Origin of the sequence: Glutamicibacter sp. NPDC087673 (assembly GCF_044743255.1) — a bacterium.
In the GTDB taxonomy this organism is placed as follows: domain Bacteria; phylum Actinomycetota; class Actinomycetes; order Actinomycetales; family Micrococcaceae; genus Glutamicibacter.
This window is the reverse complement of record NZ_JBIUWB010000011.1, coordinates 17,129-43,286: the sequence shown is the minus strand read 5'-3', so window position 1 is coordinate 43,286 and position 26,158 is coordinate 17,129. Positions and strand designations below refer to the sequence as shown.

Annotated in this window: 30 protein-coding genes and 1 tRNA gene; 16 read left to right on the top strand and 15 right to left on the bottom strand. The window is 62.4% G+C overall.

Annotation, left to right across the window (positions count from 1 at the left end):
• Position 1 precedes the first annotated feature (1 nt).
• From ACIOTL_RS17730 to ACIOTL_RS17710, 5 genes are all read left to right on the top strand, one after another.
• A complete protein-coding gene (locus ACIOTL_RS17730; RefSeq protein ID WP_400344144.1) occupies positions 2–871 on the top strand; it encodes a sulfite exporter TauE/SafE family protein in 870 nt (289 codons plus the stop codon).
• Positions 868–1,212 carry a thioredoxin gene (trxA, locus tag ACIOTL_RS17725; protein WP_105658979.1) on the top strand — a complete coding sequence of 115 codons (345 nt, stop codon included), beginning with the start codon at positions 868–870 and terminating at the stop codon, positions 1,210–1,212. Before ACIOTL_RS17730 ends, trxA begins: the two co-directional genes overlap by 4 nt.
• Positions 1,213–1,239: 27 nt before the next feature.
• Positions 1,240–1,518, top strand: a complete 279-nt coding sequence (locus ACIOTL_RS17720) for a metal-sensitive transcriptional regulator (RefSeq protein ID WP_105658980.1) — start codon at positions 1,240–1,242, stop codon at positions 1,516–1,518.
• Positions 1,519–1,540: 22 nt separating this feature from the next.
• Positions 1,541–1,699, top strand: a complete 159-nt coding sequence (locus ACIOTL_RS17715) for a hypothetical protein (protein ID WP_166650877.1) — start codon at positions 1,541–1,543, stop codon at positions 1,697–1,699.
• 114 nt (positions 1,700–1,813) lie between these two features.
• Positions 1,814–2,797 carry a diaminopimelate dehydrogenase gene (locus ACIOTL_RS17710; RefSeq protein ID WP_400344141.1) on the top strand — a complete coding sequence of 328 codons (984 nt, stop codon included), beginning with the start codon at positions 1,814–1,816 and terminating at the stop codon, positions 2,795–2,797.
• 20 nt (positions 2,798–2,817) lie between these two features.
• Here ACIOTL_RS17710 and ACIOTL_RS17705 read toward each other — a convergent pair whose 3' ends face one another.
• The 7 genes from ACIOTL_RS17705 to ACIOTL_RS17675 form a co-directional block, all read right to left on the bottom strand.
• Positions 2,818–3,270, bottom strand: coding sequence for a pyrimidine dimer DNA glycosylase/endonuclease V (locus ACIOTL_RS17705; protein WP_105658982.1), 453 nt, complete (start codon positions 3,268–3,270; stop codon positions 2,818–2,820).
• A 9-nt stretch (positions 3,271–3,279) separates the two neighbouring features.
• Positions 3,280–3,705 carry a DUF779 domain-containing protein gene (locus ACIOTL_RS17700; protein WP_013347532.1) on the bottom strand — a complete coding sequence of 142 codons (426 nt, stop codon included), beginning with the start codon at positions 3,703–3,705 and terminating at the stop codon, positions 3,280–3,282.
• 168 nt (positions 3,706–3,873) lie between these two features.
• On the bottom strand, positions 3,874–4,905 hold the full coding sequence (gene adhP, locus ACIOTL_RS17695) for an alcohol dehydrogenase AdhP (RefSeq protein ID WP_400344138.1): 1,032 nt from the start codon (positions 4,903–4,905) through the stop codon (positions 3,874–3,876).
• Positions 4,906–5,054: 149 nt separating this feature from the next.
• On the bottom strand, positions 5,055–6,578 hold the full coding sequence (gene adh / locus ACIOTL_RS17690) for an aldehyde dehydrogenase (protein ID WP_400344135.1): 1,524 nt from the start codon (positions 6,576–6,578) through the stop codon (positions 5,055–5,057).
• 163 nt (positions 6,579–6,741) lie between these two features.
• Positions 6,742–7,962 (bottom strand): GAF domain-containing protein, encoded by a 1,221-nt coding sequence (locus tag ACIOTL_RS17685; protein WP_105658985.1) that lies wholly within the window; start codon positions 7,960–7,962, stop codon positions 6,742–6,744.
• A 93-nt stretch (positions 7,963–8,055) separates the two neighbouring features.
• Complete coding sequence (locus ACIOTL_RS17680) at positions 8,056–9,834, bottom strand: alpha/beta fold hydrolase (protein WP_133835049.1); 1,779 nt, start codon at positions 9,832–9,834, stop codon at positions 8,056–8,058.
• Entirely contained in the window at positions 9,834–10,433 is a 600-nt protein-coding gene (locus ACIOTL_RS17675) for a TetR/AcrR family transcriptional regulator (protein WP_105658987.1), read from the bottom strand. Before ACIOTL_RS17675 ends, ACIOTL_RS17680 begins: the two co-directional genes overlap by 1 nt.
• Before the next feature lie 502 nt (positions 10,434–10,935).
• Between ACIOTL_RS17675 and ACIOTL_RS17670 the strand changes: the two genes are divergently transcribed.
• The 7 genes from ACIOTL_RS17670 (at position 10,936) to ACIOTL_RS17640 (ending at position 16,713) form a co-directional block, all read left to right on the top strand.
• On the top strand, positions 10,936–11,274 hold the full coding sequence (locus tag ACIOTL_RS17670; protein ID WP_105658988.1) for a helix-turn-helix transcriptional regulator: 339 nt from the start codon (positions 10,936–10,938) through the stop codon (positions 11,272–11,274).
• Positions 11,275–11,285: 11 nt separating this feature from the next.
• The gene (locus ACIOTL_RS17665; RefSeq protein WP_400344131.1) at positions 11,286–12,257 is read left to right on the top strand and encodes an SRPBCC domain-containing protein; all 972 of its coding nucleotides are present in this window, start codon (positions 11,286–11,288) and stop codon (positions 12,255–12,257) included.
• Positions 12,258–12,316: 59 nt separating this feature from the next.
• Positions 12,317–13,018: a demethylmenaquinone methyltransferase gene (locus ACIOTL_RS17660; protein WP_105658990.1), complete on the top strand. Its 702-nt coding sequence runs from the start codon at positions 12,317–12,319 to the stop codon at positions 13,016–13,018.
• 159 nt (positions 13,019–13,177) lie between these two features.
• Positions 13,178–13,960, top strand: coding sequence for a CPBP family intramembrane glutamic endopeptidase (locus ACIOTL_RS17655; RefSeq protein WP_400344153.1), 783 nt, complete (start codon positions 13,178–13,180; stop codon positions 13,958–13,960).
• 212 nt (positions 13,961–14,172) lie between these two features.
• Positions 14,173–15,777, top strand: coding sequence for an ABC-F family ATP-binding cassette domain-containing protein (locus tag ACIOTL_RS17650; RefSeq protein ID WP_400344126.1), 1,605 nt, complete (start codon positions 14,173–14,175; stop codon positions 15,775–15,777).
• A 75-nt stretch (positions 15,778–15,852) separates the two neighbouring features.
• Positions 15,853–16,104, top strand: coding sequence for a hypothetical protein (locus tag ACIOTL_RS17645; protein ID WP_105658992.1), 252 nt, complete (start codon positions 15,853–15,855; stop codon positions 16,102–16,104).
• Between the two features lie 18 nt (positions 16,105–16,122).
• Complete coding sequence (locus tag ACIOTL_RS17640; protein WP_105658993.1) at positions 16,123–16,713, top strand: dienelactone hydrolase family protein; 591 nt, start codon at positions 16,123–16,125, stop codon at positions 16,711–16,713.
• A gap of 90 nt (positions 16,714–16,803) precedes the next feature.
• On the opposite strand, the gene ACIOTL_RS17635 is transcribed toward ACIOTL_RS17640, so the two are convergent.
• Positions 16,804–16,876, bottom strand: a tRNA-Lys gene (locus tag ACIOTL_RS17635).
• A 160-nt stretch (positions 16,877–17,036) separates the two neighbouring features.
• Between ACIOTL_RS17635 and ACIOTL_RS17630 the strand changes: the two genes are divergently transcribed.
• Together ACIOTL_RS17630 and ACIOTL_RS17625 are read left to right on the top strand one after the other, a co-directional pair.
• Entirely contained in the window at positions 17,037–17,702 is a 666-nt protein-coding gene (locus tag ACIOTL_RS17630) for a hypothetical protein (RefSeq protein ID WP_105658994.1), read from the top strand.
• A gap of 63 nt (positions 17,703–17,765) precedes the next feature.
• Positions 17,766–18,977: an MFS transporter gene (locus ACIOTL_RS17625; RefSeq protein ID WP_400344123.1), complete on the top strand. Its 1,212-nt coding sequence runs from the start codon at positions 17,766–17,768 to the stop codon at positions 18,975–18,977.
• A 59-nt stretch (positions 18,978–19,036) separates the two neighbouring features.
• On the opposite strand, the gene ACIOTL_RS17620 is transcribed toward ACIOTL_RS17625, so the two are convergent.
• Entirely contained in the window at positions 19,037–19,282 is a 246-nt protein-coding gene (locus ACIOTL_RS17620) for a hypothetical protein (protein ID WP_181148953.1), read from the bottom strand.
• Here ACIOTL_RS17620 and ACIOTL_RS17615 point away from each other — a divergent pair.
• Together ACIOTL_RS17615 and ACIOTL_RS17610 are read left to right on the top strand one after the other, a co-directional pair.
• Complete coding sequence (locus ACIOTL_RS17615; protein ID WP_286134712.1) at positions 19,269–19,829, top strand: hypothetical protein; 561 nt, start codon at positions 19,269–19,271, stop codon at positions 19,827–19,829. The genes ACIOTL_RS17620 and ACIOTL_RS17615 overlap by 14 nt on opposite strands.
• Positions 19,830–19,834: 5 nt before the next feature.
• Positions 19,835–20,863 carry an inorganic phosphate transporter gene (locus tag ACIOTL_RS17610; protein ID WP_105658997.1) on the top strand — a complete coding sequence of 343 codons (1,029 nt, stop codon included), beginning with the start codon at positions 19,835–19,837 and terminating at the stop codon, positions 20,861–20,863.
• Here ACIOTL_RS17610 and ACIOTL_RS17605 read toward each other — a convergent pair.
• From ACIOTL_RS17605 to pstS, 6 genes are all read right to left on the bottom strand, one after another.
• The gene (locus ACIOTL_RS17605; RefSeq protein WP_105658998.1) at positions 20,860–21,057 is read right to left on the bottom strand and encodes a helix-turn-helix transcriptional regulator; all 198 of its coding nucleotides are present in this window, start codon (positions 21,055–21,057) and stop codon (positions 20,860–20,862) included. The two genes, ACIOTL_RS17610 and ACIOTL_RS17605, sit on opposite strands and share 4 nt — an antisense overlap.
• A complete protein-coding gene (locus ACIOTL_RS17600; protein ID WP_105658999.1) occupies positions 21,057–21,521 on the bottom strand; it encodes a hypothetical protein in 465 nt (154 codons plus the stop codon). Before ACIOTL_RS17600 ends, ACIOTL_RS17605 begins: the two co-directional genes overlap by 1 nt.
• A 203-nt stretch (positions 21,522–21,724) precedes the next feature.
• A complete protein-coding gene (gene pstB, locus ACIOTL_RS17595) occupies positions 21,725–22,504 on the bottom strand; it encodes a phosphate ABC transporter ATP-binding protein PstB (RefSeq protein WP_105659000.1) in 780 nt (259 codons plus the stop codon).
• Positions 22,505–22,551: 47 nt separating this feature from the next.
• A complete protein-coding gene (pstA, locus tag ACIOTL_RS17590; protein WP_105659001.1) occupies positions 22,552–23,691 on the bottom strand; it encodes a phosphate ABC transporter permease PstA in 1,140 nt (379 codons plus the stop codon).
• Positions 23,691–24,626 carry a phosphate ABC transporter permease subunit PstC gene (gene pstC / locus ACIOTL_RS17585; protein WP_105659002.1) on the bottom strand — a complete coding sequence of 312 codons (936 nt, stop codon included), beginning with the start codon at positions 24,624–24,626 and terminating at the stop codon, positions 23,691–23,693. The genes pstA and pstC overlap by 1 nt, the downstream gene beginning before the upstream one ends.
• A 119-nt stretch (positions 24,627–24,745) precedes the next feature.
• A complete protein-coding gene (gene pstS, locus ACIOTL_RS17580; protein WP_105659003.1) occupies positions 24,746–25,861 on the bottom strand; it encodes a phosphate ABC transporter substrate-binding protein PstS in 1,116 nt (371 codons plus the stop codon).
• Between the last annotated feature and the right edge of the window lie 297 nt (positions 25,862–26,158).

Sequence of the window (26,158 nt, the reverse complement as noted above, 5' to 3'; positions counted from 1 at the left end):
CATGGAGTTCGGACCGCTGCTGGTTCTGGCCCTTGCACTAGCGAGCATCGTCGGGCTGTCCCTGGGACTGTTCGGCGGCGGCGGTTCAATCCTGATGGTTCCCCTGCTCAGCTATGTAGCCGGGTTGCCCGCCAAGGAAGCGATCGCCACCTCCCTGCTGGTGGTCGGTGCGACCTCGGCAACGAGCCTGATCCCGCATGCCCGCAAGGCCAATGTGCGTTGGAAACAGGGGATGGTCTTCGCGGCCACCAGCATGCTTGGCGCCTTTGGCGGCGGGCTGCTGGCCAGCGGGATCCCTGCCCAGCTGCTGATGCTCGGTTTCGCGATCATCATGCTGGCCAGTGCCCGCGGGATGATCCACGGACGGAAAAACACTGGCAGCGCAACACAGTCGTTGTGGCTGTCCGCCCCGGTCGGCTTGGGCATTGGCATGGTCACCGGCCTGGTCGGTGCCGGAGGCGGTTTCCTGCTCGTCCCTGCACTGGCTTTGCTGGCCGGGCTGTCCATGCAACAGGCGGTGGGCACCTCCCTGCTGGTGATCACCCTGAATTCGATCACTGGCCTGGCCGGGCAGTTGAATTCAGTTGCACTGGATTGGCCGCTGGCCGCAGGGCTGGCGACCACCGCGATCCTCGGTTCGTTGATCGGCGCACGGCTTTCGCGCAGGATCGACGAACGCGCTTTGCGCAAGGGTTTTGGCTACTTCGTCTTGGCCATGGGCGTGTTCGTGCTCAGCCAGGAACTGCCGGCTCCCGGCGGGCTGGTCGTAGTTGCGGTTGCAGCCCTCGCGGGCGCATTGGTGCTGCTGTGCAACAAAATTCCGGCGATGGGGGCGCGCTGCCCGCTCGTTCTGAAAGGAGAAACCCGATGAAGCCGCTTGAATTGTCAGCTTCGAACTTCGCTGGGTTCATCGCAAGGAACCGGCTGGTGCTCGTGGATTTCTGGGCGCCTTGGTGCGGTCCTTGCCGCGGCTTTGCCCCGATTTTCGACGAAGCATCCGCGGCGCATCCTGAAATCGCCTTCGCCAAGGTGAATACCGAAACCCAGCCGGATTTGGCGCAGGCAGCCCGGATTGCATCCATACCGACGCTCATGGCGTTCAAGGATGGGATACTTGTACATTCAAAACCCGGAGCGTTGAGCTCTGGCGCTATGGAGCAGTTGCTCGTCCAACTCAAACACCTGGATGCCGAAATTGCAGAAGACGACTAACCCGCTACCCGTACCAAGGAGAAATTGATGCGTACTGCTGACGAAGCGACCCGCAAGCGGATCCTCAACCGCCTTAAGCGTGCCCGAGGCCAGCTTGATGCGGTGATCAACGCCGTGGAAACCGATGGTTCGTGCAAAGAGGTAGTCACTCAGCTGGCCGCCGTCTCCACCGCGCTGGACCGGGCCGGATTCGCCATTGTCTCCACCGCGATGCAGTACTGCATCGCCGATCCCGAGAAGGCTTCCGAGGAAGAAGACGGCCTGAGCGTCGAAGAACTCGAAAAGCTCTTCCTCTCCCTGTCCTAACCACTACCCCAAGGAAAAAATTATGTGCCGCCAGGTTCAATGCAAGATCTGCCAGAAGACCACGTGGGCTGGCTGCGGCCAGCACGTTGAAGCAACTATGCGCAATGTCCCCAATAAGGACCGCTGCCAGGGTCACGAAGCCGAACCGAAGAAGGGCTTCTTCAAGCGCCTGTTCGGCTAAGCCGGGGTCATAGAGGGTCAAGGGTTTCACTGCCCCGGGATTCGTTGGCATAATCCGAAGTATTTAGCCCATCCGCGGCTGAGCAAACTTCACTCCCCCAAGGAAACGGCAGGCATGACTTCAAAGATCCGCATCGGTATTGCTGGCTATGGGAATCTGGGACGCGGCGTCCAAGCCGCGATCGCCAAGAATCCCGATATGGAGCTGGCGGGCGTCTACACCCGCCGTGACCCGCAGGCCCTCCAACTGGCTCAGCCGGCACCGCGGTTCGGCATCGATGAGCTGGAAAAGCACGCCGCGCAGATCGACGTATTGATCCTTTGCGGCGGCTCGAAATCGGACTTGCCGCAGCAGGGCCCGAAGTTCGCGGCGCTGTTCAACACCGTGGACAGCTTCGATACCCACGCCCGCATCCCCGAGTACTACGCGTCCATCGACGGCCCGGCGAAGGCAGCTGGCAAGACCGCGCTGCTCTCCGTGGGCTGGGATCCGGGCATGTTCTCGATCAACCGGGTCTTCGGGGAGGCCTTGCTTCCCGACGGCGAAACCTACACCTTCTGGGGCCGCGGGCTGAGCCAGGGGCATTCGGATGCGATCCGCCGCGTCCCGGGCGTCGCCGCCGGTGTGCAGTACACCATCCCGAGCCAGGAGGCTATCGACCGGGTCCGGGCCGGCGAGCGCCCTTCCTTGAGCACCCGCGAGAAGCACCAGCGCGAATGCTTTGTCGTGCTCGAAGACGGTGCCGATCCGGAGTCGGTGCGCGAAGCCATCGTGACCATGGAGCACTACTTCGACCAGTACGACACCACGGTGCAGTTCATCGACGAGCAGACCTTGGCCGCCGAGCATTCGAGTATGCCGCATGGCGGGTTCGTGATCCGTTCGGGCAATACCAGCGACGAGCAGAAGCAGGTCATCGAGTATTCGCTGGCCCTTGGCTCCAACCCGGAATTCACTTCCAGCGTGCTGGTGGCTTACGCCCGGGCCGCCTTCCGGATGAACCAGCGCGGCATCACCGGTGCGCAGACCGTTTACGATGTGGCCCCGGGGCTGCTCTCGCCCAAGTCCCCCGCACAGTTGCGCGCAGAGCTGCTCTAGGATTTTGCCGGGCCAGCAGCTCACCCGCTGGCGAGCGCATCCTTCTCCCAGGCCTCCACTGGCCCCGGGACCTGCACGAACAGCGGATGCAGGGCCACCTGCCCTGCCGGTTCCAAGCGGGCGATGCGCGCGGGATCCCGGACGGAGAGCTTGCGCAGCAGGTGCTCGCGCTCGAAGTGCACCTGCCCCTGGGTGACCGGGATCTTTTCCAGCTGCGCGGCGGCTGCCGGATGCAGGATTTTCGCGGCGTCGAAGCGATAGCCCCGGACAGCCGCTTCATCCCACAAGCCCTGCAGATAGCCGCCCATATGCACCAGCGGGGCGGGCTGCGCCTTGAACCGGAGAAGCTGCGGGTGCCCGGTATAGCCCTTGGTCTGGCCGGCGAGCACCTTCTGGGCCAGCAGTGTTTCACGCCAACAGGCAACCAGCCCTTTGGCGTCGAGCAATGAGGGGTGCAGGGACCACAGTCGCATGGGCCAAGCCTAGTCGGGGTTCGGGCCAGCCGGGAACTCGATGATCTCGCTGCGGATCAAGAAGCGCTTGCCCTCCGGGGCTTCGACGGAGAAACCGGATCCCCGCCCGTTGACCACGTCCACGGTGAGCTTGGTGTGCTTCCAGTATTCGAATTGCTCCTTGGACATCCAGAAATCAATGTCGCCCAGGGCGGTGCCATCAGCGCCGTCCAGGGAAAGCACGCCGAGCCGGATGTCCGATCCCCCGGTGCGGAACTCGCCGGCCGGATAGCACATCGGCGAGGACCCGTCGCAGCATCCTCCGGACTGGTGGAACATCAGCGGGCCATGGATCCCCCACAGCTTGCGCAGCAGGTCCAGGGCTTCGGAGGTGAAGGCCACCCGCGAGAACTCTTCGCCCTCGATTGCGGCGCGTGTTTCGGTTACGGTGCTCATGTCCTGCTCCTGCCTCGTTGTCCACGTCCGGATTTATCTCGTTGTGGCCAGTGTCCTCTTTTTGGGCCGCACCGTCCATCGCTCGGCCAGGGCGGCCAGGGCACCGGTACCGGATGCCGCTTCGAAAAGCCGCATCCGGTACCGTGCCATCAACCGTTGCGGATCCGGCTACGCCCTGCCGGTGTAGTCGATGACAACGCGCCCATCGATCTTGCCATGGCGCATTTCGTCGAATACGGCGTTGATATCTTCCAGCGGGCGGGTATGGAAGGTCGGCTTGATCTTCCCTGCCGCATAGAATTCCAGCGCCTCGATCATGTCCTGCCGCGTTCCCACGATCGATCCGCGGATGGTCAGGCCCTTGAGCACGATGTCGAAAATGGGTGCGGGGAAATCACCGGCGGGCAGCCCGTTGAACACGATCGTTCCGCCGCGCCGGGTCATGCCGATCGCTTGCCCGAACGCCTTTGGATGCACCGCCGTAACCAGCACGCCGTGCGTTCCGCCAACCTTCTGCTGGATGATCTCGGCCGGGTCCTGGGCGAAGGCATTGACGGTGATTTCCGCTCCATGCTTCGAGGCCAGCGCCAGCTTGTCATCGGCCACGTCAATGGCGATCACCCGCATTCCCATGGCCACCGCGTACTGCACCGCGATATGGCCCAGTCCGCCGATACCCGAAATAGCCACCCACTGGCCGGGCTTGACCTCAGTCATCTTCAGGCCCTTGTAGACAGTCACTCCCGCGCACAGCACCGGCGCGATTTCATGGGGATCCGAGCCCTCCGGGATGTGCGCGGCATAGCGGGAATCCACCAGCATGTACTGGCCGAAGGAACCGTCCACGGAGTACCCGCCATTGGACTGGGCTTCGCACAGCGTCTCCCAGCCGGTGCGGCAGTACTGGCAGTGCCCGCAGGCGCTAGCCAGCCACGCGTTGCCGATCATGTCCCCGAGCGCGACCTCGGTGACTCCTTCGCCGAGCTTTTCCACGATGCCCACGCCTTCATGCCCGGGAATCAGCGGAAGCTTCGGCTTGACCGGCCAATCGCCCTCGGCGGCGTGCAGGTCGGTGTGGCAGACGCCCGAGGCGATCAGCTTCACCAGCACCTGGCCGGGGCCGGGCTCGGGGATCGCGGCGTCCTTCACCTGGAACTCTTCGCCGAAGCCCTCGACTATTGCAGCTTTCATCTTGCTCATGTACTTTGTCCTTTGCATGGCATTCGAAGGTGCGGGGTGCCGGCTGGTGTTCGGGGGATGAGGCCAATCGATCCCCGGACGCTGTCCCGGCTGGCCCCGTACCTTCGAGGTCTGTTGTCATCTCATGCTGCTCGTGGCAGCTACTGCTCCTAGAAGAAGCCCAGCTTGTCTTCCGAGTAGGAAACCAGCAGGTTCTTGGTCTGCTGGTAGTGGTCCAGCATCATCAGGTGGTTCTCGCGGCCGATGCCCGAGGACTTGTATCCGCCGAAGGCCGAGTGCGCCGGGTAGGCGTGGTACTGGTTGACCCACACGCGTCCGGCCTGGATCGCGCGGCCGGCACGGTAGGCCACGTTGCCATTGCGGCTCCACACCCCCGAACCCAACCCGTACAGGGTGTCGTTGGCGATGGAGATCGCGTCGTCGTAGTCCTTGAACTTGGTCACCGCTACCACCGGCCCGAAGATCTCCTCCTGGAAGATGCGCATGTCGTTAGTGCCCTCGAAGATGGTCGGCTGCACGTAGTAGCCGCCGGAGAGCTCTCCGCCCAGATCCGCCCGTCCCCCGCCGAGCAGCACCTTGGCGCCCTCGGACTTGCCGATGTCCATGTAGGAGAGGATCTTCTCCAGCTGGTCGTTGGATGCCTGGGCACCCATCATGGTGCCGGTATCCAGCGGGTGTCCCTGCTTGATGGCCTTGGTGCGGGCCACCACATCGCCCATGAATCGGTCGTAGATGCTTTCCTGGATCAGCGCACGCGATGGGCAGGTGCAGACTTCACCCTGGTTCAGCGCGAACAGCGTGAATCCTTCCTGCGCCTTGTCGTAGAAGGCGTCATCCTTGGCCGCGATGTCCTCGAAGAAGATGTTCGGGGACTTGCCGCCCAGTTCCAGGGTGACCGGGATCAGGTTTTCCGACGCGTACTGCATGATCAGCCGGCCGGTAGTGGTTTCGCCGGTGAAGGCGATCTTGCGGATGCGCTTGTTGGAGGCCAGCGGCTTGCCCGCTTCCACGCCGAAGCCGTTGACCACGTTCAGCACGCCTGCCGGCAACAGGTCGCCGATCAGTTCCATGAGAACCAGGATGGAGACCGGGGTCTGCTCGGCGGGCTTGAGCACGATCGCATTGCCGGCAGCCAGGGCCGGGGCGAGCTTCCACACGGCCATGAGCAGCGGGAAGTTCCACGGGATGATCTGCCCGACCACGCCCAGCGGCTCGTGGTAGTGGTACGCGGTGGTGTCCTCGTCGAGCTGGGAGAGGCTGCCTTCCTGGGCGCGGATGGCGCCGGCGAAGTAGCGGAAGTGGTCAACTGCCAGCGGCAGGTCGGCATTCAGGCACTCGCGGATCGCCTTGCCGTTATCCCAGGTCTCGGCCACGGAGAGCATTTCAAGGTTTTCCTCGATGCGGTCCGCGATCTTGTTCAGGATGACTGCGCGTTCGGCCGGGCTGGTCTTGCCCCAGGCGCCAGCCGCCGCATGCGCCGCGTCGAGCGCCACTTCGACGTCCTCTGCGGTGGAACGGGCCACCTCGCAGAAGACCTTGCCGGTGACCGGGGTGATGTTCTCGAAGTACATGCCCTTGACCGGGGCTACCCATTCACCGCCGATGTAGTTCTCGTAGCGCGGCTTGAAATTGACCAGTGCTCCATCGGTATTCGGGTTTGCGTAAACCGCCATTGCTCCACGTCTCCTTAATCGGATGTCCTGGCCGCGACGGCATCATCGCGGAACCATGCTTGTGACTCTAATCACATAAAGGTTGCAGGCAGGTTGCAACGGGTCCCAGATGACCGCAATGGCATGTTCGTGCCTGGCGGGAGGAACGGCAATGGCAAGGAACCTAGTTCTCGAGGGCCTGGACCTCGGCGACGACAAGTGAGCGCGCTGGCGATTGCGCAGGCAATTCGCGCAAGGCAGCTCGCAAGAGGCCAGGGTCAGCCAGCTGGCGGCCCAGGTTCAGCAGCTGATGCGCAGTTCCTCGATCCAGCACCATTTCACGCAGCGCGGCCTCGGTCCGGTACAGCAGCGAGACGATGCCTGGCGCCTGGGAGCGGGCCAGCAGGCCCGGGGAGTACAGCGGCAGGGCGGAATCGAGATCGCCCTGCTCCAGTGCACGCCATAGGCGGCCAAGGGTCGTATGCAGGTCCCACTGAAGGCGGTACGGGCGTGAAGTCAAGGCACGCCCGCCTGGGCCCGCGAGTACCTTGCGCAGCCTGACGATTTCGGCGCGGACCGTGCCCTCGGCCGCGGAATCGGGACGCTCGAACAGCTCTTCCACCAGCTGGGCAGTGCTCAGGCCTTCCCGGTAGTGCGCCAGAAGGGTCAATATTTCTGCATGGCGAAGGGAAATCGGCACTGATCCCAGATGGGCCCCATCAGAGCGCCCCAAGTCCAGGTAGTCGGGATCGGCCACGACTCCGGCACCCGGCAAGAGCAGCTGCGTTTCCGCAGCCATGACCGCCGCTTGCAGCAGCGGCAAGGAGTGCGTGGCAACGGCTTCCGGGCCACCGGTCAGGTCGATTGCGCCAATTACCTGACCAGTGCGCGGATCGCGGATCGGTACCGCCGAGCAGCTGTACTGCTGGGCTTGCTCATAGAGATGCTCAGCCCCCGAGACCTGCGAACCGGCCCCGGTTGCCAGCGCCATTCCCGGCGCGGATGTGCCAACACTCTTTTCTGCCCAGTCGGCACCTGCCATGAAGCCCACGTGCTCGGCTTGGCTCATCGAACTGGTGCTTCCCGCAACCCACAACAAGGTTCCGCCGGCATCCGCAAGGGCGACCAAGAGATTGGCGTCGGTTGCGGCGGGAACAAGGAGCTTTTCGAAAACAGGCCAAATCCGCTGGAGCTCGCTGCGCTCGCGGGCAAGGCGCAACCGGTCGTTGCTCAGAACCGGCGGTTCTTGAACCGAGCCTGTTTGGGCCAGCGACCGTTTCCAGGATTCGCGCACGTCATTGCGCAATGGGAGGTCGCCCAGTCCGGTTTCCTGCGAGGAGAGCAGCTCGCGGGCTTTTTGTGCGCGGCGAGTTGCGTTGGACCAGTCGATGGCAGATGTGCTCACGCTCCCCCTTCACCCCGTCGGAAAGATGGTTCTGTGCAGTTCCAACCAGACTAGGCGAAGAGGGGATGCTTGAGAAGAGGCGTGCTCCAACCCCTACTTCAACAGTTCAATCAGGGCATCCTCGTGGGTCAGCTGCGGGTGGTGCCCCGCGGAGGGAATGGAGTGCAGTCCAGCCTCGGGCCGGGACTCCAGCTGCCGGATTGCGGCGGGGTCCAATGGGTCTTCGGCTCCCCAGATAATTCGGAGCGGACCGTCATAGCGATCGAGCATCTCCCGCAACTGCCGGCGCCACTGCTTGGAACTCGCCAGGGCGAGATGGCCAGCTACCGCGGCGGCGGTACTTCGCTTCAGATCGCTGACGCTGGAGACCAAGGCAGTTGAGCTCGCCTCGTTGCCGGTCAATTGACGTGAGAGTTGCTCCGCGGTCGCATGGCGCAAATAGCCGCGGACCAGCGGCTGGAACCTTGGCGCCTTCCCTGCGTGCCCTTGCAAGAAAAACGGCGCAACCAAGGTCAGCGAGCGGACCTTGCCCGGCAGTCGACCCGCGGCGAGCGTGGCGGCGGCTGCCCCGATGGAGTGCCCGATCAGATCCACCGGGCCGCCTGCCAGGAGAGCGGGAAGCCACCGGTCCCAATCCGGGACGCCCCGTCCGCCGCTGAGCCCAAGCCCTGGCAGGTCAACGGCCCGTCCGCCAATGCCCTGAGCTACTGCGGCCCAGGTATCGGCATTTACCGGAAGGCCAGGGAAGATCAACCGGCGTTCCTCGCGGTCGCCCAGCTCAAAAGTTCTCACTCCCCCGACATCTACATAGCGGCGTGCCCCAGATGCCGCGGCCCCGAATCGGTGGGCGGCCAGATAGTCGGCCCAGCGCTCCAGAGAGGAACCAACATCAGGCATCTGGATTCCGTGCCGGTTGGCGAATTCGATCGCGGGCCCGGTCGGATAGCGGTCCGCGGACATGAAGTGGAGCGTTTCCGGATCGGCTTTGGTGACCCACGAAGGAAGAGCCTTGATTAGACCCACGGGCAAGCGCAGCTTGGGGACTTTCGCGCCAAGATGCCGGCCAGTTTCGGCCAGCAAGCGCCCCAGTGGCGCAGTGGCATCATCCAGCAGCCAGTAGGATTTGCCTATCGCCTCCGGCGCAATGGCCACGGCCGCCATGAACGCAGCCATATAGTCGACCGTGAGCACCGGCAAGAAAGTCGAGTCACCTGCGGGAAGAGCTGCGGTTTTCCCTTCCCAGAGCTGCTCAATGGTGCCGGCCAGCCCGATGTGCTGGTCGGATTCCCCGGTAATGCTGTGGCCGATGACGCTGGCCGGATTGACGATGGTCCAAGGGATTCCGTGTTCTTTGCCGAGGGCTTGGAAGACCGCGTCGGACTCCACTTTCGAGGCTTCGTAAGCGCCTAGTTTCCGGTAGAGATGATCGCGGCAGTCCTGCGGCCACGGAACCTTCGAGGGATCCTGCCCGCCGACTCGGTAGCCGGAAATATGCACAATGCGCTGCAGCTCTGGCAGTGCTGCAGCAAAATCCACCAGCTTCTCGACAATGCCAACATTAGCGCTGCGGGCTTCCTGCGCACTCATGCCGAATCGGTAGGTTCCGGCGCAATTGTGAATTTCGGTGACGCTGGTGAAGGCCGCAGGTCCGCCAGCCAGGATTTCAGGGGCGTCGAAGTCGACGATCGCGGTATTGATCTCTTGTTCCAGTCCGTGCTGGCTCAGCCAATTCTTGACCTTCGCTGCGGATTCAGCATTCCGGACAGCTGCTGTTACCTGCGTTCGGGCGTCGAGGAGGGCAAGGATCAGATGCCTGCCGATTAGTCCCGATGCCCCGAAAACCAGCGCATGGCGAAGGTTGGCTCCGTGCATCAATTCTGGTCCCCTTCGCCCTGTTGGCGCAGGCCAATGAGGTCGGCTACCGCGTCGGCGGCGGCGAGAAGCGGCCGGGTGCTTTTCATCGCCCGGGAAACGATGGCGGCCCCTTCGATGGTCGAGACGATAACAGTTGCCAGGGACTTCGCTTGGGCATTGCCCACGCCATCGGCTTCGAGCAGGGCAGTGGTCGGAGTGATCCATGACTCGAATGCGGTGGCGCAGGCTTGCCGCAGGCGTTCACTTGAGTCTCCCATTTCCAAGGTCACCACTGACACGGGGCAGCCTAAGCGGAAGCCGCTATCGCTGATGATGGCGGCCAACGCTTGGATAGCAAGCTTGGCGGCTTCGGCAGCACCTCCTGCGCTCTGGGCGACCTGGATAATCATGGTCTCGAATTGCTTGGCGGCCAGTTCTACTGCGGCCACGCCCAGCCCCTCTTTCCCATCGGGGAAGTGGAAATAGACCGACCCCTTTGGTGCTGCAGCGTGCTCGATCACTGCATTGAGGCCGGTGCCGCTGTATCCGCTGGTCTGGATGAGTTCAAGCATGGACTCTGCGAGCCGTGCCTTGGTGAGGTCTCCTTTGGAAGTCATACAATTAAAAATAGACCAGTCTATATATTTTTACAATCCGGCCTCTCGAACGCCCCGGGCAGCGCATCCACTTGCCACGCGCGCCCAAGCAATCCTGGGCGCGACGCTGCAGAAGCGCTGAATCATGATCACCGGAGCCATGGATGATGCTTGCCCCGTCCAGGCTTTGCGCAAGCAGTCGCCTCAGGGCGCACTGGGGAATTCGCTCCGCTCATGCCCGACGCCTCGCCGAGGCAAGGGATGCGATCGCATCGGCCACCGCCTCGGGTTCGGCAAATCGGAAATCCGCGCACGATGCGCATCAGCACCCTGTTCCCGACATGGGAACGGCTGCTCGCGAGTGGCATGGGGGCGGCCCCGCGGCGCGCAATCCCAAGGCTAAAATTCGCAGGTGACATATCACCTATACAATGTCGATTATATAGGGGATAAGTACACTACCTCCAAAAGTTTTGATCCACCTCTTTACTTCCAGCCCATTCCGGGCGTAACATACAACCAAATGGTTGTATATGAGTTGAGCGAAGAACAGGCAAACAAGGTCTTCCGCGCCTTGGCAGATGCCACACGACGAGACATCGTGCGGCGGACGCTAAACGCCGAGGTGAGCGTTTCGGAAATTGCTGCAAGCTATGACATGTCTTTTGCGGCAGTTCAGAAGCACGTCGCGGCATTGGAATCCGCTGGTCTGGTCACAAAAATCGCACGTGGTCGCGAACGCATAGTTCGCGGGCAGCCGGATACCATCCGGCACGCGCAAGAGCTACTCTCTTCCCTCGAAGACATCTGGCGCCAACGCATCAGCCGGCTCGATGATTTCCTCGCCGATGGGGACAAATAAGGAGCATTCCCATGCCTGTCACATCCGTTGTCAAAGATTCCGAAGCACTCTCACTGACTGTCCACGCAGAATTTCCGGTCAAGGTTTCCCGCCTGTGGGATGCTTACCTGGACGCCCGGCAACTTGAAAAATTCTGGGGGCCGGTGGAATACCCGGCAACTTTCACCCGGCACGATGCCACCCCTGGTGGCCGCTCGAACTACCACATGACTTCTCCCGAAGGCGAAGAATTCCACGGTTACTGGATCTGGAATGAAGTCGTCGAGCACAAATTCTTTGAGGTCAGCGACGGCTTTGCGCACGCCGACGGCACTCCGAACCCCGACCTGCCCCTCAACCGCATGGTTTTCTCCTTCGACCCGACGCCTGAAGGATCAAAACTGACGATTACAGCAGTTTTCGATTCCGTTGAGGAGCTGGAACAAGTCGTCTCCATGGGCATGATCGATGGCACCCGCTCGGCCATGAGCCAGATCGAGCAAGTCCTCATCGACCTGCGCAATTATGCCGAAAATTTCATCACCGACGCACAGATCCTGTCGGACACCCAGGTGCGCATTACCCGCTTGGTTCGCGGGTCAGTGGAGCAAGTCTGGCAGGCCCACCATGACCAGCGGCTCATGAAGCGTTGGATGCTCGGCCCCGACGGATGGCAGTTGGCTGAATGCGTGACGGCGCAAGAGGCCGGCGAGACCTACCGGTACTGGTGGGAACCGCTATCTGCCGATGACGGCTCCGGTTTCGGTTTCACTGGAACCGTGCTTGAAACGCTGCCCCAGTTCTACGAGCGGACCACGGAGCAAATGATCGGCACCGATTACCCGGCCACGGTGAATGAATTAACGCTGACATCCAACCAGGGCGGCACCCTGCTGACGATCCTGATCACCTACCCAGATGCGCAAACCCGCGACATGGTGCTCGCCACCGGAATGACCGACGGGATGGAGGCCAGCTACGCCCGGCTCGAATCGATTCTCTAAAGGGCGATTCGCCCCACATCCGGCGCCTTGGCGCGCGCAAATATGGAAGACTTAGACCCATGAGTTCTCAGAATGCGCGCGCAGGCCTGGACAAGAAGGCCGAACAGGTTCAGGAAATGTTTGACAAGCTGGCTCCTCGCTACGACTTGCTCAATACCTTGATGACCGGCGGCATCGTGAACTACTGGCGCAAGATCACCACCGAAGCGATCGCGCCAAAGCCCGGCGAGCGCATTCTCGACCTCGCCGCAGGCACCGGCACCTCCTCGGTCCCGCTCGCGGAAGCCGGCGCTGACGTCACCGCTTGCGACATGTCCCACGGCATGCTCGATGAGGGCCGCAAGCGCTACCCGCAGCTGAACTTCGTCTACGGAGACGGAACCGACCTGCCGTTCGAAGACAACACCTTCGATGCAGTGACCATCTCCTACGGTCTGCGCAATATCGCGGATACCGAGAAGGCCCTGTCCGAAATGCGCCGCGTGGCCAAGCCCGGCGGACGGATCGTCGTCGCCGAGTTCTCCACTCCGACCGTCGCCCCGATCAAGACGGCCTACAAGCAGTTCCTGCCGCGCGCCATTCCTGCGCTGGGCTATCTGGTTTCCCCTAACCCGACCGCTTACGCCTACTTGGCTGAATCCATTGCAGCTTGGCCAGACCAGGACGAACTGGGTGCCAAGTTCGTCAACGTTGGCTGGAAGAACGTGGAATACCGCAACCTGACCGGTGGCATCGTCGCCGTGCACCGCGCCTGGAAGTAGCACTTCTCCAGAGTTCTCTTTTGGCCCGCATCCACTGGTGGATGCGGGCCAAAATCCTTTAAGCGCCTGATCCGCGAAACCGGACGGTGTTTTTCTGCCCGCCCAGCTGGCATGCTGGTGTCCGTGAGCCAGACCCCTACCGAATCGCACCGCTCCGCTATGAGCTGGAAGCTGCTGCCTGCCTCCTTGCTCTCGGGGTCCGCAGTGCTGCTCTTCGGCGCCGGCAACGACCCGGTGGGCTACGGCCTGCTGGCCCTGAGCCTGCTGTGCGCAGCGGTCATCCAGCGCAGGCTCGCTCGGCATCTGGCATTGATCGCTGCAGGGCTGGTGATCATCAGCCTGGTTCCGCTCAACGCCGATCTGGACCTGGGCCACATGGCGCTGATGGGCGCAGCGCTGGCCGCCGCAGCCCTGCTACCCTGGCTGATCTCGCGCTTCGCCTTGCGCGAGCAGATCATCAAGTTCCCGGTGAATACCGGCCGCAAGTGGCCGCTGGCGGCGAAGCTGTACTTGCTGGGGGTGGCGGCCCTGGGCTTCTTCATCCTCCCGGTGTACCTGATCAGCACCGGTGTCTACCAGAACTGGCCGGACGCCTCGGACCCAGCCATCTTCTGGCGGCTCTTCCTCGGAGTTAATTCGGTGGGCATCTGGGACGAGCTGTTCTTCATCTGCACGGCATTCTCATTGCTGCGCCAGCACTTCCCGGACTGGCAGGCCAACATCCTGCAAGCGGTGATCTTCTCGTCATTCCTGTGGGAGATCGGCTACCAATCCTGGGGGCCATTACTGACCTTCCCCTTCGCCCTGCTGCAGGGGTATACCTTCAAGCTGACGAAGTCCCTGTCCTACGTAGTTAGCGTGCACCTGATCTTCGACCTTGTCCTGTTCCTCGCGCTGGTCCACGCGCACAACCGGGAATGGCTCCCGGTCTTCTTGTACTGAGGGGTTAACACCTGAATTCCTCCCTGCTACACTCGTTGGCATGGATACCTACTGAGCCAGCCAATGACCCCGCACCGATTCCGACCGGTGCATCTTGTTCATTTCGGCTACCGGCTTCGGTATCCTTTTACTTTCCGGCTCCCCTGCGGGGTTGAGCCAATTCTGCGATCCCCCAAGCCGGCAGCCCCTTCGCAATTGCGGGAGGAACCTGCATGTCTTTGACACCACCAATTACCCTGAATAACCTCAGCTTCGCCTGGCCCTCGGGAGAACGCGCCCTGGCCAATCTGGACGGTACGTTTCCATCCGGACGGACCGGGTTGATCGGCGCCAACGGGAGCGGCAAATCGACGCTGCTCAAGCTGATCGCCGGGCAGCTGCACCCAACCAGCGGAACGGCAGAAACGAGCGCGCCGCTGAGCTACCTTCCGCAAACGCTGGCTTTGGAACAGGACGCAACCGTCGCCCAGCTGCTGGGGGTTCATCGGGTCCTGGCGGCCTTGGAAGCTATCGAGTCCGGCAGTGTCGACCCAGCGGATTTCGATGCGGTGGGCGCGAACTGGGATGTGGAAGCCCGGGTTCGAGCTGAACTGGCGCCGCTGGGCTTCGACGGGCTGGATCTGGGCCGCAAGGTAGCCACGCTATCGGGCGGGGAAGCAATGCTGCTGGCAGTGATCGGCTTGCGCATCGCCGATTCACCCATCACGTTGCTCGACGAGCCGACGAATAACCTCGATCGCCCCACCCGTGAACTGCTCTACGACCTTGTACGCGCCTGGAAGGGCACGCTGGTCGTGGTCAGCCACGATATCGAGCTGCTCGAGCTCATGGAGCATACGGTGGAGCTCTACGACGGGAAGCTCAGCGTTTTCGGAGGGCCCTACAGCTCATACCGCGAGCAGCTTGAAACCGAGCAGCAGGCGGCCGAGCAGGCAGCCAGAACTGCCCAGGCCTCCCTGAAAGTGGAAAAGCGCCAACGGACAGAAGCCGAAACGAAGTTGGCGCGGGCCAAGCGCAAGGGTCGGGCCACCCAGCTTTCCGGAGGCATGCCGAAGATCCTTGCCAACCACCTTCGCCAGAAATCCGAGGCGAACGCCGGGAAGATGCGTTCAAACCTGGATGGCAAGGTCGATTCGGCCCAGGCCAGGCTCGACGATGCCGATCGGCGGGTTCGGCAGGCCGAGCACATCAGCATCGAGCTGCCCGATCCCCAGTTGCCCTCGGGCAAGCAGGTCGCGGCGCTAGGTGCAGAAGATCACCAGTTCATCATCCAGGGAGCCGAACGCGTGGGCCTTGTCGGCCCCAACGGTTCCGGGAAGACCCGGCTGATCCAGCAGATGCTCGCCGGCGAAGATCCCGGCCCCGGACTGGGCGGACAGCTCTTCCTGGACCGGGTTGGGTATCTGCCCCAGCGCCTGGACGGCCTGGATGGGGAACTGAGCGCCATGCAGAACGTGACATCGGTGGCGCCAGAAGCAACCGCGAACGACGTGCGCAAGATGCTTGCCCGGTTGCTGCTGCGCGGTGACAGCGCCGACCGGCCATTGGCGGTGCTTTCCGGCGGCGAGCGTTTCCGGGTCTATCTGGCGACGCTGCTGCTGGCAGAACCAACTGCGCAGCTGCTCATCCTCGATGAGCCGACGAATAATCTGGATATGGACAGCGTGCGCCAGCTCAGTGAAGCACTGGGCGCCTATAAGGGTGCGTTGCTGGTAGTCAGCCACGATCAGCATTTCCTGTCGCAGCTGGATCTGGACTATTTGCTGGAGCTGGATGCGCAGGGAACCTTGGCGAAGTCCTACCCGAATCCAGTTTGATAACCCCACGGCGGTGTGCTGCCGGTTTAGACTTGTTCAAAGCACACCGCCAAGGACCCCGAAAGCAAGTTGAGTATGTCCTACCCCCAGCGCACCGTCGAAGTCGTCAAGAGCGGCCTCGTGATCGACCAGTCCGCAACCCTGCTCTGGCAGGACATCAAACGTGCCTTCATCTATGAAACCGGTTCCGGCCAGGAAATCCTCACCTGCGCAGAATTCATGCTGGTCGAGGGGTACAGCGTGGAGATCAATAGCCAGATGCCCGGCTGGGACATGGCCATTGAGCACTTGCCGCAGCGCATCGAGAACCTGGTCGACGAACGCTAGAAACCGCTAGGAGCACCCATGGCTACGATTGTTCTTTTCCATCACGTCCAGGGCCTGACCCCCGGGGTGCAGGAGATGGCCGCAGAATTGCGCGCCGCTGGCCACACCGTGCACGCACTGGATCTGTACGCCGGCAAGCTGCCCAAGGATTTCGATGCCGGGATGCGCATGGCAGGCAAGCTGACCGCGGACAAGATCCAGGAACGCGTCGACAAGCTATTTGGCAAACTGCCCGAAGAGCTGGTCTACATCGGCACTTCCTGGGGCGCGGCCCTGGCCCAGCAGTGCGCGCAGCAACGTCCCGGCGCCATCGCCGCGATCCTGCTCGAATCCTTCGTGGATCTGGACGCCGACTGGAGCTTCGGGCCGTGGCCGGAAAATGTCCCGGTGCAGATCCATGGCATGGACCAGGACCCGTTCTTCGCGAAGGAAGGCGACCTGGAGGCAGCTCAGCGCTTCGTTGAAGCAGAGGGCGGCGATATCGCCCAGCTCTTCACCTACCCTGGCAAGCAGCACCTGTTCACCGACAGCTCGCTTCGCTCGCATGATCCAGAAGCTCGCGCGTTGGTGATGGAACGCATGGTCAAGTTCCTTCAGCCCTACGTCTAGCACGAGGGCAGTCCGCTGGTTCCATGCCGGACAATAAATCGAAAAACCGGACCCGGCTTGCGTTAGCAAGCCGGGTCCGGTTTCATTTTGTGCGCCCTGCGGGGATCGAACCCGCGACCAATGGATTAAAAGTCCAGTGCTCTACCAGCTGAGCTAAAGGCGCACGGCACAAGGCCAAAATCCATACTACCTGATGGACCGGCATGAGTATTAATCGGCGTATTCCGCAATTCGGCAGCCCGTAATTTCCGCTGGATCTTGGGGTTTGCAAGCTAAATCACTTGTTGGCGCAGAACTCAGGATCAGCGAGTATTCTGGAGCGCATGAGAGGTGCACGTGCAGGATCAAAAGTTGCCCAGGATGCGGGATTCCGCCATCACAAACCACGCCCCTTCGCCCCGGCAGATTTCGAGCCCTACGAGGGAGGCGCTGATCCGGCGCGCGTATCCGAGGCAGCCCATCTGTCCGCCCAGGCTTTCGTGCAGCGCGGCATTGCCAACAACGACCCCGAAGTTTCACGCCGGCTGATTGCGGTGGCCGAAGAAGAAGGGCTGGAGGTGCTCGCGCAGCTGTGGAGCGAGGCTCCGGCCCGCTCCCTGCCAGGTGCCCTGTGGCGCTTGTATGCGGTTCGCGCGGCAACAATGAGCAAGCCCGAGGTGCATTCTGCACGCTTCCAGGCTGGAGCCCATCGTGCCCAGGTCGAACGCATCGTCGCCGGAGTGGCCGAGCCGCCGACCGCCGAGGAGATGAAGAAGATGACCGGGTCGATTCTCTCCGGCGCCTTCGACGGCGACTTCGCCCACGCCTTGGAACGCACCGCCGCCTATTGCCGGGTACTGGCGCTGGGCATGACCGAGCATGCCGATGCCGCGGATTTTTCCAGCAGCGATCGGGGAACCAAGCTGACCCAGCAGGCCAAGGCCCTGATGGGCACCGCCGTGGATCTGGAAGCCTGCGCCCGGCTTTGGCGCCAGGACGCATTGGACTGAAACATGATCCCGCGCCCTTAGGATGGGTTGAGGAAGTTGCCCCTCAATTTTAGGCAGGTGGGTGTGGGCGCCGCATCGAGGACCAACTCTTCAGGGCTCGTACGCTGGTTGCTGATCCTGATCGCAACGGCGTTGCTTTCCCAAACGGCGCTGAACCTCATTCGTCCGGTGACCACCTATAAGCTCATCTCTTTTGGCTCCGGCGAGTTCACCGTCGGCGTGGTGACCGCCGCCTATGCCATCCTCCCGCTGTTCACCGCAATGATGCTGGGCCGGGCCAGTTCGCGGATCCGCAGGATCCGGTTCCTGATGGTTGCCGGCGTGGCCTTGCTGGCCGCGGGCGGCATCGGCATCAATTTCTCCCCGAATGCCTTGACCGTGGCGCTGGCCAGTGCCGTGCTCGGGCTCGGGCATCTGATGTTTACCATTGGCGGGCAATCTTCCATCGCCCGGTTCTTCCCCGACAGCGATCTGGACAAGGGCTTTGGCTGGTTCACGGCCGCCTACGCGGCTGGGCAATTCATCGGGCCGCTGATTGGCGGAGTGGTGCTCGGCTCCGGTACCGATGCCGCCTCCCCTGAGCGCATCGCCGGCATCAGCCTGTCGCTGTGGATTGCGGCCGGGTGCTCACTGCTAGCTGTCCCCTTCTTGCTTCCGAGCTGGCAGCCGAGGATTTCCAAGACGGCGCCGCAAACCCGCCCGGCGAAGTCCGAAGCCTCCATTCCCTCGGTCTTGCGCATCAAGGGCATGGCTTCGCACATGTTCGCCTCGATGACCTTGCTGGCCATGCTGGACATCCTCACGGCCTTCTTGCCGCTGGTGGCGGAGAAACATGGCGTCACACCCGAAGATGTTGGTGTGCTTTTGGCCATTCGAGGTTTCGCTTCGGTAGTTTCCCGGCTGTTCATCCCCAAGCTCTCGGCCCACTTCGAACGCAACCACCTGCTAGTCACCAGTTTGTACATTTCGGGCATAGCCATCGCGCTGGCCCCGATCTTCATCGATTCGCTGTGGGCCTCCGGGGCCGCGTTGCTGGTCGGCGGCTTCTTCCTGGGCCTGGGCCAGCCGATGACCATGACTATGATTTCCACCTCGGTACCGGCGGTGGACCGCGGTGCCGCATTGGCCGTGCGGCTCATGGGAAACCGGGTCGGACAAGTAGCTTTGCCGATCATCTCGAGTACGGTCGCCGCGGGTTTGGGGCCGGCGGGAGCGATCTGGTTCTGCTGCGCGCTGCTCTGCCTGAGCGGAGCGGAGAAGAGCGTGCGCCGCTAGCGTGAGAAAACGCACGAGCGCCGCCCTGCGGTTGACAGCACACCGGTAGGGCGAGAACACTAGGTAACGGTGCCGGGCCGCTGGTAACCCCGGGCTCCAAAATTCTGCCGCTTCGAGCGGCCTTCCGCCGAGAGGCGTTCCCGGTCCGGCACCTTCAAATACCCGGTGTTAACTTCCACGTCGTAAACTGTTCTGCGTTGGTACCAATAGCCGTCGAATCGAATGGTGCGCCGTAAAGTGAAGTTCCAGATCTTTCCCTCCGCCTCGCGCGGCATCGAGTTGCTGTGCGGGTTGACGACGACCATTCGCACCTCCGTTGCCAATGTCGCCGAGATGATCGGCTCACCCGATACCCGTGCGGACCAGCTGCGGGATCTGGCCTCCGCGGAAGCCGAGGCCTCCGATCTGGTGCACGCGGTGCTCACCCACCTGCGAACCAGCTATATCAGCCCGCTTCCCCGCGAAGACATGTACACGCTTTCGCGCTTGCTGCACGAAACCATGGAACAGCTGCGCGGCACCGGCGAACTGATCATGACCGTTGGCTCTACCCCGCTTTCCGAGCGTTCCTCGGAGCAGCTTGAACTCATTTCGCAGCTGGCCGAGCTGGCCTCCGATTCGGTCCAGCGCCTGCATAACCTCGATGACCTGGAAGACAACTGGCTGCAGATGCTGCAGTTCTCCAAGCGCGCGGCCCGAACCCACCTGGTGTGGGTCAATGAGATCGCGAAGTTCGCCAAGCCAGGGACCATCCACCGCCACCAGCGCGTGGCCGACCACCTGATGCTTACCGCCAACACCCTGCGCCAGTTCGCCGACCACCTGGGTCGCGTGCTGGTGAAGGAGTCCTAGGGGAAATGACCATCCTTTCGGTCCTCACCGGATTCGCGATCGTCCTGACCCTGGGCTATGGCGTGCTCAACGGCTTCAGGGATTCCTCTACGGCCGTTGCGGCCTCCGTCCGCACTAGGGCGCTGCGCCCGGCCATTGCGGTCTCTGTGGCGGCGGTATTCGCCTTCCTCGGCACCTTGGCGACCTCGGGGCTGAGCGTGGCGCTGGTGGACAAGCTGAACTTCAATCTCCCCGATGGCGTCGTCGGATTGAAGCTGCTGATCTGCGGCCTGCTGACCGCCGGCGCGTGGGGCCTGTATTGCTGGTGGCGCGGCCTGCCGGTCAGTTCCACCCATGCGCTGTTCTCCGGCTTGGTGGGCGCCAGCGGCGCCTCGGCTTTCATGGGCGACCTGTCGATGTCCGGGGCCTGGGGTCTGCTGCTCGGCTCGGTGCTGCTGCCCATGCTGATCACCCCGGTCATCGCCTACCTGTTGTCCTATGCGCTGGTGATTCCGGCGACCTGGCTGATGCGCCACAACTCCTCGCGTTCGGTCAACAACGGCTCGCGCGCAGGCCAGGCCATCACCGCCTGCGCCGTGGCTCTGGGACTGGGGCTGCAAGATGGCCAGCGCACCGGCGCGATGATCGCACTGGTGCTGATCACCGGTCATGCAATGGACCCGGGGCCCGTGACATGGGCTATCCAGCTGGCCGCGGCCTCGGCACTGGGGCTTGGCGTGCTCCTGGGCGGATGGCGCATCACCTATACGCTCGGCCGCCGGCTGGTGAACTTCGATCCGCTGCGCGGCATGATCGCCCAGGGCGTAGCCGCGGCAATGCTGTTCCTCGGCTCGCTCGTCTTGCACCTGCCGCTGTCCACCACGCAGGCGGTAACCAGCGGCATCGTCGGTGCCGGCAATAACCAGTCTTTCGAATCGGTGGTGTGGCGCAATGTCACCAAGGTGCTGCTGCACTGGGTGCTGACCCCGATTGCCTGCGTTGCCTGCGGCGCGATTCTCACCCTGGCGGTGCACCCGCTGCTGGGCAACGCCTAGTCTTCGCCCGGAATGAAGAGGTCTTCGATCTTGCAGCCGAAGACCGCCGAGAGCTTGAATGCCAGCGGCAGGGACGGGTCGTAGCGGCCTTTTTCAAGCGAGATGACGGTCTGCCGGGAGACGCCCAGCAGGTCGGCCAATGCTTGCTGGGAGAACCCGCGTTCCCTGCGGTATGCACTGAGATTGTTCTCCACTAGCTTTCTGCCCGCTTAATGATGAAATAGCGGATTCCGAAGTCAAGCAACGCCAGCAGCACGACACCAGCCAGAACGAGGCCAAGTGATGCTTGGATCTGAATGAACGAAAACACTGCACCACCGAGGCCGCAAACTAACAGCAAATCCTGGAACACTCCGATGGCAGCTCGGTCATACCACTGGCTCTCCACCGATATCTCGGGGTTCCTTGTGGCACCGCGCAGGGTGTCGCGATCCAGCAGCAACGCCCAGCAAGCTGTAGAAAGCACCGGCAGCAAGCCGGCGGCCATGAGCAACGCTGCCAAGACGAAATGCTCCGGGGCGTTCAGCCGGGCGAAGAGCACACCTGCACCGGCTGAAAGCACTGCCCCTGCGCTGAGGCTGACGGCAATCAGGGCGCCCGACCCGCCACCGAAGCGCGAACGGCCCCATTTGCTCTGGCCAACTGCTTTTGAATCCATCGTTGTCCCCTATCCCTATTGATGTAAACCACACTTTACTGACAAGCGTGCTTTACAGTCAAGGGTGCTTTACATGAATAGTTAAAGTGCAGCGGCGCACCGTAATCGGCGCGCCGCTGGCGGTGATCCCCTCCAGGATCCCCGGAAGACCCCCCTTCCGGTCCGTCTACCGCCGGCTCAAGGAGCGGCGGTATCCGAAATCTTTATCCGAAGCGTCCGGAGACGTAATCCTCGGTGGCCTTCTGCTCCGGGTTGGAGAAGATGGCTGCAGTGTCGTTGTACTCGATGAGCTTGCCCGGCTTGCCGGTGCCCGCAATGTTGAAGAACGCGGTCTTGTCGCTCACGCGTGCAGCCTGCTGCATATTGTGGGTCACGATCACTACGGTGTAGTCGTTCTTCAGCTCGTTGATCAGGTCCTCGATAGCCAGGGTGGAGATCGGGTCCAATGCCGAGCAAGGCTCATCCATCAGGATCACGTCCGGCTTGACCGCAATGGTGCGGGCGATGCACAGGCGCTGCTGCTGGCCGCCGGAGAGTCCCGAGCCCGGCTTGTCCAGGCGATCCTTGACTTCGTTCCACAAGTTGGCGCCGCGTAGCGACTTCTCGACCAGGGCATCGGCATCGGACTTGGAAATCCGCTGGCCGTTCAGCTTCACTCCGGCGAGCACGTTGTCCTTGATGGACATGGTCGGGAACGGATTCGGACGCTGGAAGACCATGCCGATCTGGCTGCGCACGGTGACCGGGTCGACGCCGGCGCCGTACAGGTCATCGCCGTCCAGCAGGACCTGGCCCTCGACGCGGCCGCCCGGGATGACCTCGTGCATGCGGTTCAGGGTGCGCAGGAAGGTGGACTTGCCGCAGCCCGAGGGGCCGATGAAAGCGGTGACGGACTTCGGCTCGATGTTGATCGAGACGCCTTCAACGGCGAGGAACTTGGAGTAGTAGACGTTCAGGTCGTTGACGTCAATGCGTTTTGCCATGATGTAATCCTTGAAAAGTTCGGGTTTGTCCGGACCGGAGCCTTAGCTCAACGGCCCTTCTTTGGGGCGAAGATCGAAGCGACCAGGCGGGCGATGAGGTTCAAAGCCATGACCATGAAGATCAGCAGCAGGGCAGCAGCCCAGGCGCGCTGCACCGACGGGTCGATGTTCGTCGGGCTGGTCGGAGTCAGGATCTGGTAGTAGATGAACGTCGGCAGCGTGGACATCCAGTTTGCGAAGACGTTCATGTTGATCTGGCTTGCGATGCCTGCGGTGACCAGGATTGGCGCGGTCTCGCCGATCACGCGGGCGATGGCCAGGGTGACGCCCGAGGCGATGCCGGAGATCGCGGTCGGGATGACGACCTTCAAGATGGTGCGCCAGCGGCGCACGCCCAGCGCGAAGGAAGCTTCACGCAGTTCGTTGGGAACGATCTTGAGCATTTCCTCGGTGGAGCGGACCACCGTTGGGATCATCAGCACGCTCAACGCGACCGCCGCGACGATGCCCATGCGGGCGTTCGGACCCAGGATCATGCCGAAGAAGGCCGCTGCGAACAGGCCGGCAACGATCGAAGGGATGCCGGTCATCACGTCGACGAAGAAGGTGATCGCCTTGGACAGCGCCTTGCCCTGCCCGTATTCCACCAGGTAGACAGCGGTCAGCATGCCCACCGGAACAGAGATCAAGGTGGCCCACAGGGTGATCAGCAAGGTGCCCATCACCGCGTGGTACGCGCCGCCGACTACCGGGGTGCCATTGGCGACGGATTCATTGTCCACCGCGCCGGTCACGCCGTTCATGGAGCTGAACAGGAAGTGGCTATTCAGGCCCGGCATGCCCTTTTCCAGCACCGTATAGAGCACGGATACCAGCGGGATTACGGCGACGATGAACGCCGCGTAGATCAGGTAGGTCCACATCGCGTTCTTGCCGCGGCGCTTGCCTTCAGCTGCGGTGGTGATCACGGAGGCGGCCACCAGGAAGATGAGCGCCGAGTAGATGGCGAAGGAGGCAACGTTGAAGCCGGTCAGCGTGGACGCTGCCGCGCCGACAATGATGGCGCCTGCGGCGATCGCCCAGATGGCCCACTTCGGCAGCTTGCCCTTGGCCAAGGAGTTGCGCTTGCGCACCGGTGGAGTCGGGGCCCCGGGCCTGTTGCTCTGGTTAGTAGTCATGGTGCTCATCAGTTAGCTCCCGAGAATTCCTTGTGGCGGGCGATGATTCCACGAGCGATCATGTTCACGACCAGGGTGATCAGGAACAGGACCAGGCCGGCAGCGATCAGCTCTGCCAGGCGCAGGCCGAAGGCCTCAGGGAAGTTCAAGGCGATTTCCGCGGCGATAGTCTGGTTGCCGGTCTTGATCAGCGATGGGATCAGGTTGCCGGTGGAGAGCACCAGCGCAACGGCCATGGTCTCGCCCAAGGCGCGGCCCAGACCCAGCATGACGGCGGAAATGATGCCCGGACGGGCGAACGGGATCACCGCGGTGGTGATCATTTCCCAGCGGGTTGCGCCCAGTGCCAGCGCGGCTTCCTCGTGCAGCTTGGGAGTCTGCAAGAAGATCTCGCGGCTCAGCGAGGTGATGATCGGCAGCACCATCACGGCCAGCACGATGCCGGCGGTGAGCATGGTCTTGCCGGTCTGGCTGGCGGGGCCTTCGAAGATGGGGATGAAGCCCAGATTCTTGGCCAGCCATTCGTAGCCTGGAACCAGAGCCGGAGCGAGCACCATGTAGCCCCACGCGCCGTAGATCACCGAGGGGATCGCGGCGAGCAGATCGATCAGGTAGCCCAGCGGGCCTGCGACCTTGCGTGGAGCGAAGTGCGAGATGAACAGCGCCACGCCGATGCCGATCGGGGTGGCGATCAGCAGCGCGATAGCCGCTGCGATCACGGTGCCGATAACAATCGGCCAGATGTAAGCGAAGAATCCTGCGCCGCCGGAAATCTCCGCCGGATCGGCGAAGAACGTCGGCAGGGCTTGGATCAGCAAGAAGACCGCGACCGCGAAGAGCGTGATCAGGATCAGGACACCGGCGCCCAGGGCGGCACCGGAGAAGATCTTGTCACCAGCGCGGCCGGAAGTCGATGACTTGCTTGTCAAAGCATTGGTAGTCATGGCTAGAGCCTTTACGAAACGGGGGTGGTGCAGTTTTCACTGCGGGGGTGGAGGGGTACTGCTGGTGCGGGTGGGTGAGTTCGTCCACCCGCACCTGGTGCCGGTTGCCCGGCGGGGTACTACTCGGCGACGGTGATGCCGTCGATCGACTTCTTTGCCTTCTCGGCAATGGCTGCCGAGATCGGGGCGTTGCCTGCCGAAGCCTGCGCGGTCTTCTGGCCATCTTCGGAGATGACGTAGTTGCCGAAGGCCTTGACCAGATCGGCTGTTGCCTGGTCCTTGTAGCTGCTGCAGAAGATGTGGTACGAAACCAGGACGATTGGGTAGGTGCCCGCTTCGGTGGTGTCGCGCTCCAGGTCCAGAGCCAGGTCGTTCTCGGCTGCGCCTTCAACTGGGGTTGCGGTCTCCAGGGCCTTGGCAGCTGCTTCAGCAGAAATCTTGGTGTATTCCTCGCCGACCTTCACGTTCACGGTGGACAGGCCGCCCACTGCGGAGAAGTCGGCGTAGGTGATTGCGCCGTTGGTGGAGGTGGTGGTCGAAACCACGCCAGAGGTGCCCTTGGCATTCTCCGACTGGATGTCGCTTGGCCAGTCGCCGGAAACATCGTAGCTCCAAACGTCAGCCGCTGCGGCCTTCAGGTACTCGACGAAGTTCTCGGTGGTACCGGACTCATCATTGCGGTGCACCACGGTGATTGCGGTGTCCGGGAGTTCAACGCCTTCGTTCTGCTTGGCGATAGCCTCATCGTTCCACTTGGTGATTTCCTTCTTGAACACCTTGGCGATGGTGGCTGCGTCCATGTTGATCTCTTCAACGCCTTCGAGGTTGAAAGCGATCGCGATCGGCGAAACGTAGGCCGGGATGTTGAATGCGCCTTCTGGGCCGCAAACTTCCTTGGCCTTTTCGGCTTCGTCTTCCTTCAGGTATGCATCCGAGCCGGCGAACTGCGCGCCACCTGCCAGGAATGCTTCGCGGCCTGCGCCGGAGCCATCTGGCGAGTACTGCACGTTGGCTTCCGGGTTGGCGGTCTTGAAGCCGGTGGTCCATGCTTCCATGGCCGAGTTCTGGCTGGATGCGCCGATGCCGGTCAGGGTTCCGGTGACACCGGATGCTGCCGACGCCTCGGCACCTTCAGAACCTGCTGCGGCGGTTGGGTTATCCGAGCCGCAAGCGGTCAGCGCGAGTGCCGCTACGGAAAGAACAGCAGCTGCGCTGCCAAAGCGATTGAGCTTCACGAGATTTACTCCCCATGTTGGTAGATCGATGTAAAACCTTCAGCGGCGTCTTCCCGCTTCATCTACGACGTTAAAGATCGAAAGTAACCAGCTCCCCCGGCAAAGGTGAACATAAGGTTAACAACATACCTGAAGCCAAGTGATCCTGCTCACCAGCGCAATATCCCGGCAGCTTCTGCCACCTGCCGCCGAACACGTGGAAGACTGAAGCCATGGCAACTGGGCGGAAAGTGAAGCGCATGCCAGCGCATCTATTCGGATTCATAGCGCAGCGCAATCGCGCTGGGCTGATACGCT

Bases quoted from the DNA above. Each gene is read 5' to 3' on its own strand.
- ACIOTL_RS17730 (WP_400344144.1), top strand. From the start codon at position 2: ATGGAGTTCGGACCGCTGCTGGTTCTGGCCCTTGCACTAGCGAGCATC.
- trxA (WP_105658979.1), top strand. From the start codon at position 868: ATGAAGCCGCTTGAATTGTCAGCTTCGAACTTCGCTGGGTTCATCGCA.
- ACIOTL_RS17720 (WP_105658980.1), top strand. From the start codon at position 1,240: ATGCGTACTGCTGACGAAGCGACCCGCAAGCGGATCCTCAACCGCCTT.
- ACIOTL_RS17715 (WP_166650877.1), top strand. From the start codon at position 1,541: ATGTGCCGCCAGGTTCAATGCAAGATCTGCCAGAAGACCACGTGGGCT.
- ACIOTL_RS17710 (WP_400344141.1), top strand. From the start codon at position 1,814: ATGACTTCAAAGATCCGCATCGGTATTGCTGGCTATGGGAATCTGGGA.
- ACIOTL_RS17705 (WP_105658982.1), bottom strand. From the start codon at position 3,270: ATGCGACTGTGGTCCCTGCACCCCTCATTGCTCGACGCCAAAGGGCTG.
- ACIOTL_RS17700 (WP_013347532.1), bottom strand. From the start codon at position 3,705: ATGAGCACCGTAACCGAAACACGCGCCGCAATCGAGGGCGAAGAGTTC.
- adhP (WP_400344138.1), bottom strand. From the start codon at position 4,905: ATGAGCAAGATGAAAGCTGCAATAGTCGAGGGCTTCGGCGAAGAGTTC.
- adh (WP_400344135.1), bottom strand. From the start codon at position 6,578: ATGGCGGTTTACGCAAACCCGAATACCGATGGAGCACTGGTCAATTTC.
- ACIOTL_RS17680 (WP_133835049.1), bottom strand. From the start codon at position 9,834: ATGCACGGAGCCAACCTTCGCCATGCGCTGGTTTTCGGGGCATCGGGA.
- ACIOTL_RS17675 (WP_105658987.1), bottom strand. From the start codon at position 10,433: ATGACTTCCAAAGGAGACCTCACCAAGGCACGGCTCGCAGAGTCCATG.
- ACIOTL_RS17670 (WP_105658988.1), top strand. From the start codon at position 10,936: ATGGTTGTATATGAGTTGAGCGAAGAACAGGCAAACAAGGTCTTCCGC.
- ACIOTL_RS17665 (WP_400344131.1), top strand. From the start codon at position 11,286: ATGCCTGTCACATCCGTTGTCAAAGATTCCGAAGCACTCTCACTGACT.
- ACIOTL_RS17660 (WP_105658990.1), top strand. From the start codon at position 12,317: ATGAGTTCTCAGAATGCGCGCGCAGGCCTGGACAAGAAGGCCGAACAG.
- ACIOTL_RS17655 (WP_400344153.1), top strand. From the start codon at position 13,178: ATGAGCTGGAAGCTGCTGCCTGCCTCCTTGCTCTCGGGGTCCGCAGTG.
- ACIOTL_RS17650 (WP_400344126.1), top strand. From the start codon at position 14,173: ATGTCTTTGACACCACCAATTACCCTGAATAACCTCAGCTTCGCCTGG.
- ACIOTL_RS17645 (WP_105658992.1), top strand. From the start codon at position 15,853: ATGTCCTACCCCCAGCGCACCGTCGAAGTCGTCAAGAGCGGCCTCGTG.
- ACIOTL_RS17640 (WP_105658993.1), top strand. From the start codon at position 16,123: ATGGCTACGATTGTTCTTTTCCATCACGTCCAGGGCCTGACCCCCGGG.
- ACIOTL_RS17630 (WP_105658994.1), top strand. From the start codon at position 17,037: ATGAGAGGTGCACGTGCAGGATCAAAAGTTGCCCAGGATGCGGGATTC.
- ACIOTL_RS17620 (WP_181148953.1), bottom strand. From the start codon at position 19,282: ATGGTCGTCGTCAACCCGCACAGCAACTCGATGCCGCGCGAGGCGGAG.
- ACIOTL_RS17610 (WP_105658997.1), top strand. From the start codon at position 19,835: ATGACCATCCTTTCGGTCCTCACCGGATTCGCGATCGTCCTGACCCTG.
- ACIOTL_RS17600 (WP_105658999.1), bottom strand. From the start codon at position 21,521: ATGGATTCAAAAGCAGTTGGCCAGAGCAAATGGGGCCGTTCGCGCTTC.
- pstB (WP_105659000.1), bottom strand. From the start codon at position 22,504: ATGGCAAAACGCATTGACGTCAACGACCTGAACGTCTACTACTCCAAG.
- pstA (WP_105659001.1), bottom strand. From the start codon at position 23,691: ATGAGCACCATGACTACTAACCAGAGCAACAGGCCCGGGGCCCCGACT.
- pstC (WP_105659002.1), bottom strand. From the start codon at position 24,626: ATGACTACCAATGCTTTGACAAGCAAGTCATCGACTTCCGGCCGCGCT.